The sequence below is a fragment of the Pseudomonas sp. TH04 genome (assembly GCF_016651355.1).
Lineage (GTDB): Bacteria > Pseudomonadota > Gammaproteobacteria > Pseudomonadales > Pseudomonadaceae > Aquipseudomonas > Aquipseudomonas fluorescens.
In genome coordinates this window covers 2,840,673-2,855,995 of sequence record NZ_JAEKEA010000001.1, presented here as the reverse complement: position 1 = coordinate 2,855,995, position 15,323 = coordinate 2,840,673, and the positions used below count along the sequence as shown (strand labels likewise).

Annotated in this window: 13 protein-coding genes; 5 read left to right on the top strand and 8 right to left on the bottom strand. The window is 62.8% G+C overall.

Translation table 11 applies throughout. From position 1 onward, the window contains the following. Positions 1-15: 15 nt before the first annotated feature. The 4 genes from JFT85_RS12975 to cbiE all read right to left on the bottom strand — a co-directional run bounded on the left by JFT85_RS12975 (position 16) and on the right by cbiE (position 3,139). A complete protein-coding gene (locus JFT85_RS12975; protein ID WP_053254117.1) occupies positions 16-498 on the bottom strand; it encodes a copper chaperone PCu(A)C in 483 nt (160 codons plus the stop codon). A gap of 46 nt (positions 499-544) precedes the next feature. Further along, entirely contained in the window at positions 545-940 is a 396-nt protein-coding gene (locus tag JFT85_RS12970) for a DUF2946 domain-containing protein (protein ID WP_053254118.1), read from the bottom strand. A 277-nt stretch (positions 941-1,217) separates the two neighbouring features. Then, a complete protein-coding gene (locus JFT85_RS12965; RefSeq protein WP_069550917.1) occupies positions 1,218-1,937 on the bottom strand; it encodes a cobalt-precorrin-6A reductase in 720 nt (239 codons plus the stop codon). After that, positions 1,934-3,139: a precorrin-6y C5,15-methyltransferase (decarboxylating) subunit CbiE gene (gene cbiE / locus JFT85_RS12960; protein WP_201229949.1), complete on the bottom strand. Its 1,206-nt coding sequence runs from the start codon at positions 3,137-3,139 to the stop codon at positions 1,934-1,936. The genes JFT85_RS12965 and cbiE overlap by 4 nt, the downstream gene beginning before the upstream one ends. 38 nt (positions 3,140-3,177) lie before the next feature. Here cbiE and cobG point away from each other — a divergent pair, with 38 nt between their 5' ends. The 5 genes from cobG (at position 3,178) to JFT85_RS12935 (ending at position 8,534) form a co-directional block, all read left to right on the top strand. Further along, positions 3,178-4,530: a precorrin-3B synthase gene (gene cobG / locus JFT85_RS12955; protein WP_201229947.1), complete on the top strand. Its 1,353-nt coding sequence runs from the start codon at positions 3,178-3,180 to the stop codon at positions 4,528-4,530. Beyond that, on the top strand, positions 4,523-5,149 hold the full coding sequence (locus JFT85_RS12950) for a precorrin-8X methylmutase (RefSeq protein ID WP_053254122.1): 627 nt from the start codon (positions 4,523-4,525) through the stop codon (positions 5,147-5,149). The genes cobG and JFT85_RS12950 overlap by 8 nt, the downstream gene beginning before the upstream one ends. Continuing rightward, a complete protein-coding gene (locus JFT85_RS12945) occupies positions 5,149-5,880 on the top strand; it encodes a precorrin-2 C(20)-methyltransferase (RefSeq protein ID WP_053254123.1) in 732 nt (243 codons plus the stop codon). The genes JFT85_RS12950 and JFT85_RS12945 overlap by 1 nt, the downstream gene beginning before the upstream one ends. Then, positions 5,880-7,517: a precorrin-3B C(17)-methyltransferase gene (gene cobJ, locus JFT85_RS12940; protein WP_201229945.1), complete on the top strand. Its 1,638-nt coding sequence runs from the start codon at positions 5,880-5,882 to the stop codon at positions 7,515-7,517. The genes JFT85_RS12945 and cobJ overlap by 1 nt, the downstream gene beginning before the upstream one ends. A gap of 237 nt (positions 7,518-7,754) precedes the next feature. Beyond that, entirely contained in the window at positions 7,755-8,534 is a 780-nt protein-coding gene (locus JFT85_RS12935; protein ID WP_069550919.1) for a hypothetical protein, read from the top strand. Here the strand turns inward: JFT85_RS12935 and JFT85_RS12930 are convergent. The 4 genes from JFT85_RS12930 to purH form a co-directional block, all read right to left on the bottom strand. Then, positions 8,531-9,127, bottom strand: a complete 597-nt coding sequence (locus tag JFT85_RS12930; protein WP_003217330.1) for a MarC family protein — start codon at positions 9,125-9,127, stop codon at positions 8,531-8,533. The genes JFT85_RS12935 and JFT85_RS12930 overlap by 4 nt on opposite strands. 162 nt (positions 9,128-9,289) lie before the next feature. Continuing rightward, positions 9,290-12,061, bottom strand: coding sequence for a hybrid sensor histidine kinase/response regulator (locus tag JFT85_RS12925; RefSeq protein ID WP_078827685.1), 2,772 nt, complete (start codon positions 12,059-12,061; stop codon positions 9,290-9,292). A 115-nt stretch (positions 12,062-12,176) separates the two neighbouring features. Further along, positions 12,177-13,469 carry a phosphoribosylamine--glycine ligase gene (gene purD, locus JFT85_RS12920; protein WP_078827686.1) on the bottom strand — a complete coding sequence of 431 codons (1,293 nt, stop codon included), beginning with the start codon at positions 13,467-13,469 and terminating at the stop codon, positions 12,177-12,179. 170 nt (positions 13,470-13,639) lie between these two features. After that, positions 13,640-15,247, bottom strand: a complete 1,608-nt coding sequence (gene purH / locus JFT85_RS12915) for a bifunctional phosphoribosylaminoimidazolecarboxamide formyltransferase/IMP cyclohydrolase (RefSeq protein WP_053254128.1) — start codon at positions 15,245-15,247, stop codon at positions 13,640-13,642. Positions 15,248-15,323 lie beyond the last annotated feature (76 nt).

The following is a 15,323-nucleotide window of genomic DNA, read 5'->3' as shown; positions in this document are numbered from 1 at the left end:
CCCATCGAGGTTGGCCTATTGAGCGTGCATATGCTCGTGGCCGGCCATCGGTGGCGCTTTTTGTACCGAGACGTCCACGCGTACCTTGCCGGCTTTTTCGAAGGTCAGGGTCAGTGGGAATTGCTTGCCATCGGTCAGCAGGCTGCGGTCTTTCAGGCCCAGCAACATCACGTGATAGGCCATCGGTGCGAAGGTCAAGTCACCCTTGGCTGGTACGGCAACGCTGGGCACTTGTTGCATCTTCATCAAGTCGCCCTGCATCACATGCTCATGCAGCTCGGCCTTGTCGGCCACTGGCGTTTCGACACTGAGCAGGCGGTCCGGGGTAACACCGGTGTTATGGATCACGAAATACGCCGCGACCGTGGGCGCATTCGGCGGCAACTCCTGGGACCAGGGGTCGCTGACGAGCAGGTCGCCGGCTTTGTAGTCATCGGCATTGGCAGCACTGAACACCGGCAGCAGCAACGCAGCCAGAAGCAGGGAAGATTTGAGCATGGCAGTTCTCCAGAACGGTTCTAAACGCAGTTCACTTGCGAACAAATCAGACCGTTGGAGAGGCGCGCGGGTTGAGGCTCGGCCATTGCTGGCGCGGGGTCGGGGCTTGCAATGACGGCGGTGGCAGGCTCTGTGCGGCGGCAAACCGCGTGACATACAACTGCGGCACATGCCCCGGCAACGCCACTAATGGCGCGGAGCCCGAGCAACACCAGCAATGCTGCATGGTGGAATGATCGTCCTGCTGCGGCGCCGGAATTTCCAGTTTGCCCAGGGCAATGGTTTTCAGGCTGGCGCCATTGGAGGAACAAAAGCTGCCCCACAGCAATTGCTGGAGGGGGTCGCTGGACTGCTGCATCGCGCTGGCCATCGGCATGGCAAAGGCGTTGAACAGCACTGCAAAGCAGGCGATCCAGGCAATTGCAAAGCGTTGACGGGCCATGGCGGACAATCCGTAGGGTTAAGCGATCAGGTGGGTATTTAGCCTGATCGGTAAGGATAAGTAAAAAAGCGCGGTGTGGTTTGGTGTCGCAGTGGTTGCCTTCATGATAGTCGGGAACCACAGATTGCCAATTTTGCCGGTGAGTCGCGACATCCAGGCTGACCCTGAACCCTGTGGGCGCTGGCTGGCTCGCGAAGGCGCCGTGTCAGTCACCTGATGTGCTGGCTGACACGCTGCTTTCGCGAGCAAGCCCGCTCCCACCCTGGATAGGTGGTGTTTACAGCGGGTTGACGGCCTGTAGCACCGCAGCCACGGAGGTGAACGCTCGATCCACCAGAGCCAGCACGGGACGCTTCAATACCAGCACCGGTATTCCGAGCTCCCGCGCCACCTCCAGCTTCGGCTCAGTGGCCGTGCTGCCGCTGTTCTTGCTGATCAGCACATCAATCCCACGCCGCTCAAACAGTGCGCGCTCATCCTCGATCAGAAACGGCCCACGCGCCCCGATCACTTCACAGCGTGCATTTCCCGGATACACATCCAGCGCGCGCAGCGTCCAGAATTGGTCGGCGGGGATTTCATCGAGGTGCTGCAACGGCTCGCGGCCCAAGGTGAAAAGTGGCCGCTTGAAGGGCTGCATCGCCTCGATCAGCTCAGCCCAATCACTGACTTCACGCCAGTCATCCCCCACCTGCGGCTGCCACGCCGGGCGGCGCAATGCCCAGCACGGAATGCCACACAATCGGGCAGCCTGGGCAGCGTTCTGGCTGATCTGTGCCGCGTAGGGATGCGTGGCATCCAGGATCAGGCTGATATTTTCAGCGCGCACAAACTGCGCCAGGCCTTCAGCCCCGCCGTAGCCGCCAACGCGCACCTGGCAGGGCAGATCGGTGGGCACACGCCCAACCCCCGCCAGGCTGTAGATATGCTCTGGCCCCAGCGTGCGGGCAATGGCCAGTGCTTCAGTCACACCGCCCAGCAGCAGGATGCGTTTCATAGGGGCTTAACCACGTCCAACAGGGTAATCGGCAACGCCTGGCGCCAGGTGTCGAACTCGCCCAGCGGCTGGGCCTGTGCCACATGGATACGGGTCAACTCGCCGCCGTGTTGGGCGCGCCAGGCCATCAGGGTCATTTCGCTTTGCAGGGTTACCGCATTGGCGACCAGACGCCCGCCGGGGCGCAGGTGCTGCCAGCAGGTGTCGAGCACGCCGTCGCGGGTGACGCCGCCGCCGATGAAGATCGCGTCCGGTGCTTCCAGGCCGTGCAGCACGTCCGGTGCCTTGCCACGAATCAATTGCAAACCGGGCACACCGAGGGCGTCACGGTTATGTTCGATCAGGCCTTGGCGCCCTGCGTCGGCCTCGATGGCCAGCGCACGGCAACTTGGGTGCGCGCGCATCCATTCAATACCGATCGAACCACTCCCGGCGCCCACATCCCAGAGCAATTCGCCGGGCATGGGCGCGAGCCGCGCGAGCGTCATGGCCCGCACATCGCGTTTGGTCAGTTGGCCGTCGTGCTTGAACGCCGTATCCGGCAGACCGGCGAGGCGCGACAGGCGCGGGGTATTGGCGTCGGCCAGGCAGTCGATGGCGACCACATTCAAGTCGGCCACCGAGGCGTGCTGCCACGCCTGCGCCAAGCCCTCGATGCGCCGCTCATCTTTGCCGCCGAGGTGTTCGAACACGCTGATACGGCTTGGTCCGAAGCCGGATTCAACCAGCAGCGCGGCAATCGCCGCAGGGCTGCGCCCGTCATTGCTCAACACCAGCAGGCGTGCACCACTGGCCAGGTGCGCATTCAGCGCCGCCAGCGGCCGGGCGACCACGGACACGGTCACCACCTCCTGCAACGCCCAACCCAAGCGCGCCGCCGCCAGGGATACGGACGAAGGCGCCGGCAAAATCAGCAATTCCTCAGCGGCCACCTGCCGCGCCAAGCTGGCCCCCACGCCGTAGAACATCGGGTCGCCGCTCGCCAGCACGCACACCGGCTCGCCGCGCCGCGCCAGCACCGGTTCCAGGGAAAACGGGCTCGGCCATCGCTGGCGTTCACCACGAATGCACACCGGCAACAGGTCCAACTGACGTTGGCCGCCTATAATCCGGGAGGCCTGCAACAAGGCATGCCGGGCATTTCTGCCCAGCCCCTTGAAGCCGTCTTCACCGATGCCTACTACCGTCAGCCAGGGCGACATATGAATTCCTTGAACGACATCCGACGGGCAGGCTTTTCATGCCGCCGGACAAAGCAGGCATAATACCGCGCCTTTACCCGTCAACCGGTAGCCCCGTGAACCCAACGCCTACTCTGAACACCTTGCGCCCCTCGGCTTGTCCGGGGTTGCTGCGTATCGTCCAGGCGTTGGATGGCGGCATTTGCCGGATCAAACTGGCCGGCGGTTCGATCAGCGCCAGCCAGGCCCATGCGGTAGCGGACGCCGCCCAGGCCTATGCGGGTGGGGTGATCGAGGCGACCAACCGCGCCAACGTGCAGATTCGCGGGATCGGCGCCGAGCAGGACGCCTTGATCGCAATGCTCCTTGCCGCCGACCTGGGCCCGAACAACGCCGCCGGTGACGACGTGCGCAACCTGATGCTCAGCCCCAGCGCCGGTATCGATCCGCACATGCTGTTCGACACCCGCCCGCTGGCCGACCAGATCCTCGCCACCCTGCAAGACCATCCTCGCTTCCATGCGCTGTCGGCCAAGTTCGCTGTGCAATTGGATGGCGGCGAAGCCCTGGCGATGCTCGAACACCACCATGACCTGTGGCTGTCGGCCTTTGAACGCGAGGGCGAGACACTGCTAGCGTTTGGTCTGGCCGGCTGCCCCGGGCTGGATGCGCCGCTGGCCGCCGTGCCGTTGGCGCAGGGCCATGCGTTGGTGGTGGCGGTGTTGGAGCGGTTTCTCGACCTGGCGACGCCTGCGCAAACCCGGATGCGGCATTTGCCTGTGGATAACTTCTTGAGCCGTCTAAGCCTGCCGTTGCTGCCGGTTGATGGTTTCAAACGCCCGGCCAGCGGGGCGCTGCTGCATCTGGGTAGTTATCCACAGCGCCAACACGATCATGTCTACGTCGCCGTCGTTGCACCACTGGGGCGGCTCGACTCAAGCATGCTCAAGGGCGCCGCCAACCTGGCCACTGATTACGGCGACGGCACGCTGCGTTTCACGCCCTGGCAGGGTCTGCTGCTGCCCAACGTACACACGGATAACGCCGCCAGCGTCACCGAGCGTCTGGCGCAGCTGGGCTTTCTCTGCTCGGTCGAGCAACCGCTGGCACGCATGATCGCCTGTACCGGCTCAAGCGGCTGTGGCAAAGGCCTGGCCGACACCAAGGCCGACGCCGTGCAACTGGCGGCCCTGCAACCCGGCCATGACGTGCACCTGTCCGGCTGCCTGCGTTCCTGCGCCGCTGCGCATGTCGCGCCGGTCACCTTGCTGGCGGTGAGCCCCGGCCACTACGACGTCTATTTTCGCGAGGCAGCCGCGCAAGGTTTCGGCCGGCTGCACGCGCGCACTCTTTCCATTGAAGCGGCGGGCGCCCTGTTACGCGCACGCTCACGGAGCAACACCGATGATTGATTACATCCGCGACGGTCAGGAGATCTATCGCAACTCCTTCGCCATTATTCGCGCGGAAGCCAAGTTGGACCGCATCCCGGCCGACCTGGAAAAACTCGCGGTACGCGTGATTCATGCGTGCGGCATGGTCGAGGCCATCGACGGCCTGCAGTTCTCCAACGGTGCGGGTAAGGCCGGGCGCGATGCGTTGGCCGCTGGCGCGCCGATCCTGTGTGATGCGCGGATGGTCTCCGAAGGCGTGACCCGCGCGCGGCTGCCGGCCAATAATCAAGTGATCTGCACCTTGCGCGACGACAGCGTGCCGGCGTTGGCGCGGGAATTGGGCAACACCCGTTCCGCCGCTGCGCTGGAGCTGTGGCGCCCGCACCTGGAAGGCAGCGTGGTGGTCATTGGCAACGCGCCGACCGCCTTGTTCTACCTGCTGGAAATGCTCGACGCCGGCGCGCCGAAACCGGCGTTGATCCTGGGGTTTCCGGTAGGGTTTGTCGGCGCCGCTGAATCCAAGGCGATGCTGGCGGCCGACAGCCGTGGCGTACCGTTCGTGATCATGCAAGGCCGTCTCGGCGGCAGTGCGATGGCCGCCGCCGCAGTCAACGCCTTGGCCACGGAGGTCGAATAATGCAGGCACGTGGACGGTTGATTGGCCTGGGTGTGGGCCCCGGCGACCCGGAACTGATTACCCTCAAGGCCCTGCGCCTGCTCCGCGAATCGCCGGTGGTGGCGTACTTCGTGGCCAAGGGCAAGAAGGGCAATGCCTTCGGTATCATCGAAGACCACCTGGTGGCGCAGCAGACCCTGATGCCGCTGGTGTACCCGGTGACCACTGAAGTGCTGCCGGCACCGATGTCCTATGAACAAATCATCAGCGACTTCTACGACAACGCCAGTCTCGACGTGGCCGCCCACCTGGATGCAGGCCGCGATGTCGCCGTGATCTGCGAAGGCGACCCGTTCTTTTACGGCTCCTACATGTACTTGCATGACCGCCTGGCCGAGCGTTATGAGGCGCAAGTGATCCCCGGCGTGTGCTCCATGCTCGGCGGCGCCTCGGTGCTCGGCGCACCGTTGGTGTATCGCAATCAGAGCCTGTCGGTGCTCTCTGGTGTGTTGCCCGCGGATGACCTCAAGCGGCGCCTGGCAGATGCCGATGCGGCGGTGATCATGAAGCTGGGCCGCAACTTCCCCAAAGTGCGCCAGGTACTGGAGGAACTCGGCATGGCCGAACGCGCGTTGTACGTAGAACGCGCGACCATGGCTAACCAGAAAATCGTGGCGCTGGATCAGGTCGACCCGGCGTCTTCGCCGTACTTCTCGCTGATCATCGTGCCGGGCGAAAGGTGGCAAGGTTGATGCGCCCGGCGATTGTCATCCTGGGCCAGGGCAGCCTGGCGACTGCGCGCAAGCTCCAGCGTGTTTACCCGGGCGCGCTGATCCATGGCCTGGCCGGTAGGGTCGAAGGCGCGGACCACACGTACAGCGAGTTCGGCGCGACGTTGCGCCAGCTTTACCAACAAGGTACGCCGCTGATCGCCCTGTGCGCGGCCGGCATCATCATCCGTACCCTGGCGCCGCTATTGCTCGAAAAGGGTGAAGAGCCTGCGGTGCTGGCCGTTGCTGAAGATGGCAGTGCCGTGGTGCCGTTGCTCGGTGGTTTGGGCGGTGTGAACCTCATGGCGCGAGACATCGCGGCTGCATTGGGCGTTGCCGCTGCTATCACGACCAGTGGCGAGCTGCGTTTCGGCACTTGCCTGCTCAACCCGCCTGCGGGTTACCAACTGGCCGACCTGGAGCTGGGCAAACGCTTCGTCTCGGACGTGCTCGCCGGAGAACGCGTGCGCATTGAAGGCGCGGCGCCGTGGCTGGATCAGGCCAATCTGCCGCAGGATCAGCACGCACGCTTGGCGATTCACGTGAGCAGCGCCCAGCGTGTGCCGGCGGACCACGAATTACTGATTTATCCGAAGACGGTGTGTGTCACCTGCAAACCGGCGGCGCAATTGGCCGAGCGTGTGCGGGCGGCCTTGCACGCTGCGGGCATTGCTGTGCAATCCCTGGCCTGCCTGTTGGCCAGTGCTACGCAGATGGCTGACGCATCCTTGCACGACGCTGCACTGCAATTAGGGGTGCCGTTGCGGTTCGCTGACGTTGAGCAAGACGCGGACATCGTCATCACCGTTGCAGAGCAACCTCTGGACCTGTCGCGCGTGGGCCGGCCGCGTGGGCGTCTGGCGGTGATTGGCCTGGGCCCGGGCGCGGCCGAGTTGATGGTCCCGGCAGTCAAGGCGGAACTGGCGCGCTGCACCGATGTGCTGGGCTATGAAACCTACGTGCGCATGGCCGGGCCGTTCCGTGATGATCAGGTGCAGCATTGCACCGATAACCGCGAAGAAATGCAGCGCGCGCGGCATGCGTTTGAGCTGGCGGCGCAAGGGCGCTCAGTGGTGGTGGTGTCGTCCGGCGACCCCGGCGTGTTTGCGATGGCAGCGGCGGTCATCGAGGCGTTGCACGCGTCGAGCGACCCGGCCTGGCATCAAGTCGATCTGGAGATCCTGCCGGGCGTCTCGGCCTCGCTGGCCACCGCCGCTCAGGCGGGGGCGCCGCTGGGGCATGACTTCTGCGTGATGTCGCTGTCGGACAACCTCAAGCCCTGGTCGATTATTGAAAAGCGCCTGGACCTGGCATCCCAGGCCGACCTGGCCCTGGCGTTCTACAACCCAATCTCGCGCTCGCGCCCGTGGCAATTGGGGCGCGCGCTGGAAATCGTCGCAGTGCACCGCACGCCACAGACGCCGGTTGTGCTGGGGCGTGACATCGGTCGACCGGGCCAGACCTTGCGTGTCACCACGCTGGGGCAGCTGACGCCTGAGCAGGTCGACATGCGCACCATGGTGCTGATCGGCTCGTCCACCACCTGCGCGTTTGCGCGGGCCGGTGGCGGCGAGTGGGTGTACACGCCGCGCTGGTATGGCGAGAAACCCGCCGGCTGAAAGCGGTCTGCCGTAAGCAGGAAAGCTCCGAGTAACGCCGGGTGAAAACCGACCGTTATTCGGGGCTTTTTCTTTTTTTGTCGCTGAAACAGGGAAGGCCCACGGAGGCGCGTCGTTATTGCTGGGGGGCGCTTTTTCGCCGGTTGTGCCAAGCGATGTTTGTCGTCTGGCGAGCGCACCTGCGACTCGACTAGTGTGGGGGCAAGCCCCATGTGGGGTGCTTGTGGAGAACGGAAAATGGAGCGATATCACAAAAGGATCATCAGTGCGAAAAGGCGCAAGTTGATTGCCGCCTACAAGCTGCCAGGGGCGCCGGCAATCACGCCCTCTTCGCCGCTGGACACTGAGGATGATTGCAATGCGGCAGTGGTGAACAACGGTGTTATCTCGTTTATCGAGGGTATGTCTGCGCTGAACCGCGAGTACATCCGCAAAAGCTATTTGCTGGCCAGTGGTTATGTCAGCGATGTGTTGAAAGTAAAACGCGGCACGGAGGCGTGGTACGACGAATTTATCAAGGTGATGATCAGCCTGGGCTGGTTGCCGGTGCGCAGCAGCTTCGAGCGGGTCAAAAGCTCGGGCAAGGGCCTGACGGTGCAAACGGCCGCGCTTAATATCATCGCGGCAATGCTGGCGTCGACGTCGCTGGCCATGCCACTGCTGGCAGCGCTGCCGAAGCTGGCAGCCGACGCATTGGAGGCCATGAAGCAGCAACCCGCGTCCTTCGAGTTGTTCAAGCGCAACAGCACGGTGCATCAGGGCGGTGATTTCGGCTTGGCCTCGTGTGCCGAGACCGATGGCGAAGTGATGATGGTGTTAGTGACTTACAGCAGTCACGGCGTCAGCAAACAGGTCGGCGTGCCTTTTCTGGAGTGGGACAGCGCCTCGTTTGAGGCCTTCAGCGGGCAGACGTGCCTGCTGCTGAATACCTCGGTGGTCAACGAAAAGACCCTGCAGCTGATGCGCGAAAGCGCGGGAGACAAGGTGCAGTCGGCAATCGCCCAGTATCGGATTTAAGGCACCAGGTAGCCGCGCACCCCGGTAAATATGATTTGCGCGGCAAGCGCACACACGAACAACCCCATCAACCGGCTGACAATCTGCAAGCCCTGGTCGCCGAGAATGCGTTCGATACGGTTGGACAAATACAGCACCACGCCCACCGTGAGGCTGGCCAGGGCGATGCTGAGGATGGCGGTGATCTTGTCATCCCAATGCGGTTGGCTGACGCCCATCACCAGCAGTGCACCGATGGTGCCGGGGCCAACGGTGAGGGGGATGGTCAGCGGTACAATGGTCACGTCCTGCTGCACATTGTCGGTCTGCACCGCTGACTTGCCTTGGGCCATGCCCAGGGCTGAGATAAACAGCACGCTGCCGGCACCGATGCGGAAGGCGTCCACCGTGATACCGAACACACTGAAAATCACCCGGCCAAACAGGTAGAGCAATACGCTCGACACCAGCGTTGCCAACGCCACTTTCCAGGCCAGGCGCCTGCGCTCCTTGCTGGAATAACCACGGGTCAGGCTGATAAAGCAGGACAGCACAAAAAACGGGCTGTAGAGCACCAGCATCTTCAGGTAAACGCTGAATAACACATGGAGCATGGGCGCGGCTCACAGGCGGGGGAAGTGGGGAGAGTCTATCAGGCGGCGCCGATCATAGGGGGGCGCGGGCTTGCTCGCGAATGCGCTGGATCAGTTAACGATGCATTGACTGACACTCTGCCTTCGCGAGCCAGCCCGCTCGCACATTGGGTGTGTTTGCGGTCAGGACGGTGCGTGCTCAGGTCGCTGTTGACGCTGCGCCACCCAAAACTCAACCAGCTCGCGCAATTGCGACAACTCCACCGGCTTGGCCATGTGCCCATCCATTCCGGCCTGGCGCGCGCGCTCTTTATGTTCCGAGAGGATGTGTGCGGTGAGCGCGACCACCGGTGTGCGAATGCGTTGGTGGCTGACTTCCCACGCGCGCAGTTGCTGAGTGGCGGAGAAGCCATCGAGGATCGGCATTTCACAGTCCATCAATACCAGGTCGTAACGCTGGGCTTTCATCGCCTCCAGCGCTTCTTCGCCGTTGCTGGCGGTGTCCGGGTTGAGGTTGAGCTTGCCCAGCATGCCGCGAATCACTTTGGTGGAGATGCTGTTGTCTTCAGCCACCAGGATGCGGAAGTCGCTGGGCACGGTCACGGCTGTCGGCGCAGTGAGGGCAGGGCGCGGCGGCACTGCGCCTTTGCTGCGCTGGGTCAGTTCGTCGGCCAGGGTGGTCTTGAGCGTGTAGCCGGCTACCGGTTTGGCGAGGATGCGTTTGATCCCGCAGTTGCGCGCGATGATCTTGCTCGGCGCGTTGCTGATGCCGGTGAGCATGATCAGCAGGATGTCGTGGTTCAGGCTCGGGTCTTCCTTGATCTTCGCCGCCAGTTGCATACCGGTCATGCCGGGCATGTTCTGATCCAGCAGCACCACGTCGAAGTAATCGCGCAGGTGAGCTTTGGTGCGCAACAGGGCCAGGGCTTCCTTGCCGGACGGCACGGCGCTGACGTTCAGGCCCCAGGCCGTGCATTGCTGCACCAGCACTTTGCGACAGGTGTCGTTGTCGTCCACGACCAACACCCGTGCGCATTTGAGCGGGCCGTCGAGGTCGGACGTCGGATGCTCCAGGCGTTCCGGGTCCAATGGCAGGGTCAGCCACAGGGTGCTGCCCTGGTGGCTGCCGCTCTTGATGCCGAACTCGCCATTCATCAACAGGATCAATTGACGCGCGATCACCAGGCCCAGATGGCCGCTCAAGCGCGTGGCCGAGAGGAAGTTCTTGCTGTGCAGTTCGCTGTGCAAAAGCGCGTCGCGCTCGGCGGCTTCCATCGGCAGGCCGCTGTCCTGCACGGCAATGCGCAGGCGCGGCTTGACGCTGCGTTCGTCGAGGGCGACGACGATCAGCACTTCACCTTCATCGGTTTTTTGCAGGGCGTTTTCCAGCAGGCTTAACAGTGCCTGACGCAGGCGGGTCGGGTCGCCGCTGATCACTCGCGGCACCTGGGGCTGGATAAAGCTGATCAGTTCGACGTTCTGCTGCTCGGCCTTGGCGCGGAAGATGCTCAAACAGTCATCGATCAAGGCGTTGAGGTCGAATTGCACGTCGTCCAGCTCAATCTGCCCGGACTCCAGCTTGGAGATGTCGAGGATCTCGTTGATCAGCGTCAGCAGTTCATTACCGGCGCTGTGGATGGTTTGCACGTAGTCACGCTGCTTTACCGACAGCGGCGTGCCGAGCAGCAACTCGGTCATGCCGAGCACACCGTTCATGGGCGTGCGGATTTCGTGGCTGATCTTCGCCAGGAACTCGGCCTTGGCGGCGATCTCGGCGTTGCTGGCCGCCAGGTCACGGCTGAGGCTGAAGCGGGCCTCGACAATCGCGCGCTGGCGTTCGCCCAGGGCCAGGCTCATCAGCAGGCCGCTGAGGCAGATAAACCCGAGCAGGGTGACGATCAAACCTTGCGGCGCCACCAGCGTCAGGCCGAGCAGGGCAGGGAGGATGATCAATGTGCCGATGTTGAACACCACCATCGCCACCACGAACAAGCGTGCCGGCCGGTAGCCTTTCTGCCAGTGATAGGCCGAGATAAACAACATGCTCAGCCCGGCGAGGGCCACCAGGGCGTAGGTGATGATGTTCAGCGGCAAGGTGTTGACGAACAACAGCAGCAGGCCGCACAGCACGATCAGCAGGATGTCGGCCATCAACAGCTTGTTCAGCGGGTGCGGGCCCAAGGGCATGAAGAATCGGTAGGCAAACATCAACCCGCAGGGCGCGGTCAGCAGCAGGGCCAGGTAGGCGCCCGGGGTCTGGATCGCGTGCCAGTTCGGCAGCCACGGCCCCACCAGGTTGAGCAACAACGCCAGGCTCAGCATCAACAGCAGCTCGCAGGCCGCCAGCCACAGGCTGCTGCGCGAGCGGTGGTAAGCGAAGCGAGTGAGGTTGTGCAGGATCAGCATCAGCAGGCAGCCGAACAGCAGGCCATAGATCAGTGTCTGGGTCTGATCGGCGGCGGCGAGCACGGCCGGTTCCAGGGTGATATAGGGGCGCAGTTCGTGTTCCGAGACCAGGCGCAGATAAACGTCCAGTGGCTTCTGGCTCTGGGGCATCGGCAGCATGAAATCGCTGCTGGGCAGCGGGCGCTCCGCCTGGGGCTGGCGGGTGCCGGTGCTTTGTTGTTCCACCAGGGTGTCGCCGTCCAGTACATAGAGGCTCAGCTGGGACAGGTCCGGGGCGAATACCCGCAGCACTTGCTCGTGCTTGCCGGGTTGCAGCTTGAAGCGTACCCACAACGCACCGTCCGGCTCTGCAGCGGTAATCCGGTCCAGTTCGATGGGGCTGAATTGATTGGTGTAGCGGGCGGAGCGAATGTCGCTCAGTTGCAGGTCGGCCTGTTCATCAAGCAAGACTGCCCAACCACTGCCTTGTGCGGCGGCCTGGGCCGGGAACAAGCAGAGCAGGGTCAGCAGACTGACTGTGAAACCTATGGCGATCCTGAGCCAGCGCACGGCGAAATCCCTTCGTAGGTTGATGCACGGGTTAACTATGCGCGGGGCGACATGCGTAGGGCAAGGGCCAGAGGCCCTTACCTAACCGAACGGATAGCTACTCAAGTGTAGCTGTTCAGCTGTTCTCGCCACGTTCACGGGCAATGGCGCGGTAGCCGATGTCCGTGCGGTAGAAACAACCTTTCCAGTCGATTTTTGCGGCCAGTTTGTACGCCTGTTGTTGCGCGGCGTCGACACTGGCACCCATTGCGGTGGCGCACAACACACGGCCACCTGCGGTTACAACTTTGCCGTCCTTGAGCGCGGTGCCCGCATGGAACACCTTGCCTTCCAGCATAGCCGCTGCATCCAGGCCTTCAATCACGTCGCCTTTGGCGTAGTCGGCAGGGTAACCACCGGCCGCCAGCACAATGCCGACGCTCGGACGCGGGTCCCATTGTGCTTCAACCTTGTCCAGTGCCTGGGCCAGGGCCGCTTCCACCAGCAGCACCAGGCTCGACTGCAGACGCAGCATCACTGGTTGGGTTTCCGGGTCGCCGAAACGGCAGTTGAACTCGATGACTTTCGGGTTACCGGCTTTGTCGATCATCAGGCCGGCGTACAGGAAGCCGGTGTACACGTTACCTTCGTCGGCCATGCCGCGCACGGTCGGCCAGATCACCAGGTCCATCACACGCTGGTGTACTTCGGCGGTGACCACTGGGGCAGGGGAGTAAGCACCCATACCGCCGGTGTTCGGGCCAGTGTCGCCGTCGCCGACGCGTTTGTGGTCCTGGCTGGTGGCCATCGGCAGAACGTTCTTGCCGTCGACCATCACGATGAAGCTGGCTTCTTCGCCGTCGAGGAATTCTTCGATGACGACGCGGGAACCGGCATCACCGAAAGCGTTACCAGCGAGCATATCGCGCACGGCGTCTTCGGCTTCCTGCAGGGTCATCGCAACGATCACGCCCTTACCGGCGGCCAGGCCGTCGGCCTTGATCACGATCGGCGCACCTTTTTCACGCAGGTAAGCCAGGGCCGGCTCGATCTCGGTGAAATTCTGGTAGTCCGCAGTCGGGATCTTGTGGCGTGCCAGGAAATCCTTGGTGAACGCCTTGGAACCTTCCAGTTGCGCAGCACCGGCAGTCGGGCCGAAGCAATCCAGGCCACGGCTACGGAACAGGTCCACGACGCCGGCAACCAACGGCACTTCCGGACCGACGATGGTCAGGGAAACATTCTTTTCGGCAAAATCAGCAAGCTGCTCAAGGGCCAGCACGTCGATGGCGACGTTTTCGCACTTGGCTTCAATGGCGGTGCCGGCGTTGCCAGGGGCGACGAAAACTTTCTGGACGCGTGGGTCCTGGGCAACTTTCCAGGCCAGGGCGTGTTCACGGCCACCGCTGCCAATGATCAAAACATTCATTTCAAAACCCTCGGATGACGCTCAATTCTTGGAAGCACTGTGGGCTGCTTTTCTATGGGAGCTGGCTTGCCTGCAATAGCATCAACCCGGTCGCACTGAAACACCGAGCTGTCTGCATCGCAGGCAAGCCAGCGCTTACACAAGCCAGTGCCCACTTGGTATCAAATCTGTCAGTGACGGAAGTGGCGCATGCCGGTGAACACCATGGCGATACCGGCTTCGTCGGCAGCGGCAATCACTTCTGCATCACGCATCGAACCGCCCGGTTGGATCACGGCGGTAACCCCTGCTTTCGCAGCGTTGTCCAGACCATCACGGAACGGGAAGAACGCGTCGGACGCCATCACCGAGCCAGCCACCTGCAAACCGGCGTGCTCAGCCTTGATCGCGGCGATACGTGCCGAGTTCACGCGGCTCATCTGGCCGGCGCCGACACCGATGGTCTGGCGGTTCTTGGCGTAGACGATGGCGTTGGACTTAACGTACTTGGCGACTTTCCAGGCGAAGATCAGGTCGTTGATCTCTTGCTCGGTCGGGGCGCGTTTGGTGACGACTTTGAGGTCTTCGCTGCCGATCATGCCGATGTCGCGGCTCTGTACCAGCAAGCCGCCGTTGACGCGCTTGTAGTCCCAGGCAGCGGCGCGCTCAGCCGACCACTCACCGCAGGCCAGCAGGCGCACGTTGGCTTTGGCGGCAACAATGGCGCGGGCTTCTTCACTCACGGAAGGGGCGATGATCACTTCGACGAACTGACGCTCGACGATGGCTTTGGCGGTTTCTGCATCCAGCTCGCGGTTGAAGGCGATGATGCCGCCGAAGGCGGATTCGGTGTCGGTGGCGTAGGCCAGTTCGTACGCCTGGCGAATGCCGCCTTCAGCGTCCGGGCTTACGGCCACGCCGCACGGGTTGGCGTGCTTGACGATCACGCAGGCCGGCTTGACGAAGCTCTTCACACATTCCAGCGCGGCGTCGGTGTCGGCCACGTTGTTGTAGGACAGCTCTTTGCCTTGCAGCTGGGTCGCGGTGGCGATGCCGACTTCGGCCGGTTTGGCTTCCACGTAGAACGCCGCGCTCTGGTGCGGGTTCTCGCCGTAGCGCATTTCCTGGGCCTTGATGAACTGGCTGTTGAAGGTGCGCGGGAACTGGCTGCGGCCTTCTGTGCTGAGGGTTTCAGCCGCCTGGTTCACGGTGCCCATGTAGTTGGCGATCATGCCGTCGTAGGCGGCAGTGTGTTCGAACGCCTTGAGCATCAGGTCGAAACGCTGGGCGTAGGTCAGGCCGCCGGCTTTCAGGCTTTCGAGCACGTTGGCGTAGTCGCTGGCGTTAACCACGATGGCCACGTCTTTGTGGTTCTTGGCCGCGGAGCGAACCATGGTCGGGCCGCCGATATCGATGTTTTCGATGGCGGTCGGCAGGTCGCAGCCTGGCTTGTTGATGGTGGCTTCGAACGGGTAAAGGTTAACGGCCACCAGGTCGATCGGCTTGATGCCGTGTTCGGTCATGATGGCGTCGTCGATACCGCGACGACCGAGGATCCCGCCGTGGATTTTCGGGTGCAGGGTCTTGACCCGCCCGTCCATCATTTCTGCGAAACCGGTGTAGTCCGCGACTTCTACTGCGGCCACGCCGTTGTCCTGCAGCAGCTTGAAGGTCCCGCCCGTGGAGAGGATTTCCACGCCCAGGGCTTCCAGCTCCCGGGCAAATTCAAGGATCCCGGTCTTGTCGGAGACACTGATCAAGGCACGGCGGATCGGCAGGCGGGTAGTCTGGTCGGTCATTTCAATTTCCATCAAAAGCAAAGGAGTCAGCAAAAAAGGCGTCCGTTTTTACGCGGGCGCCTTTCTGGTTTGATTG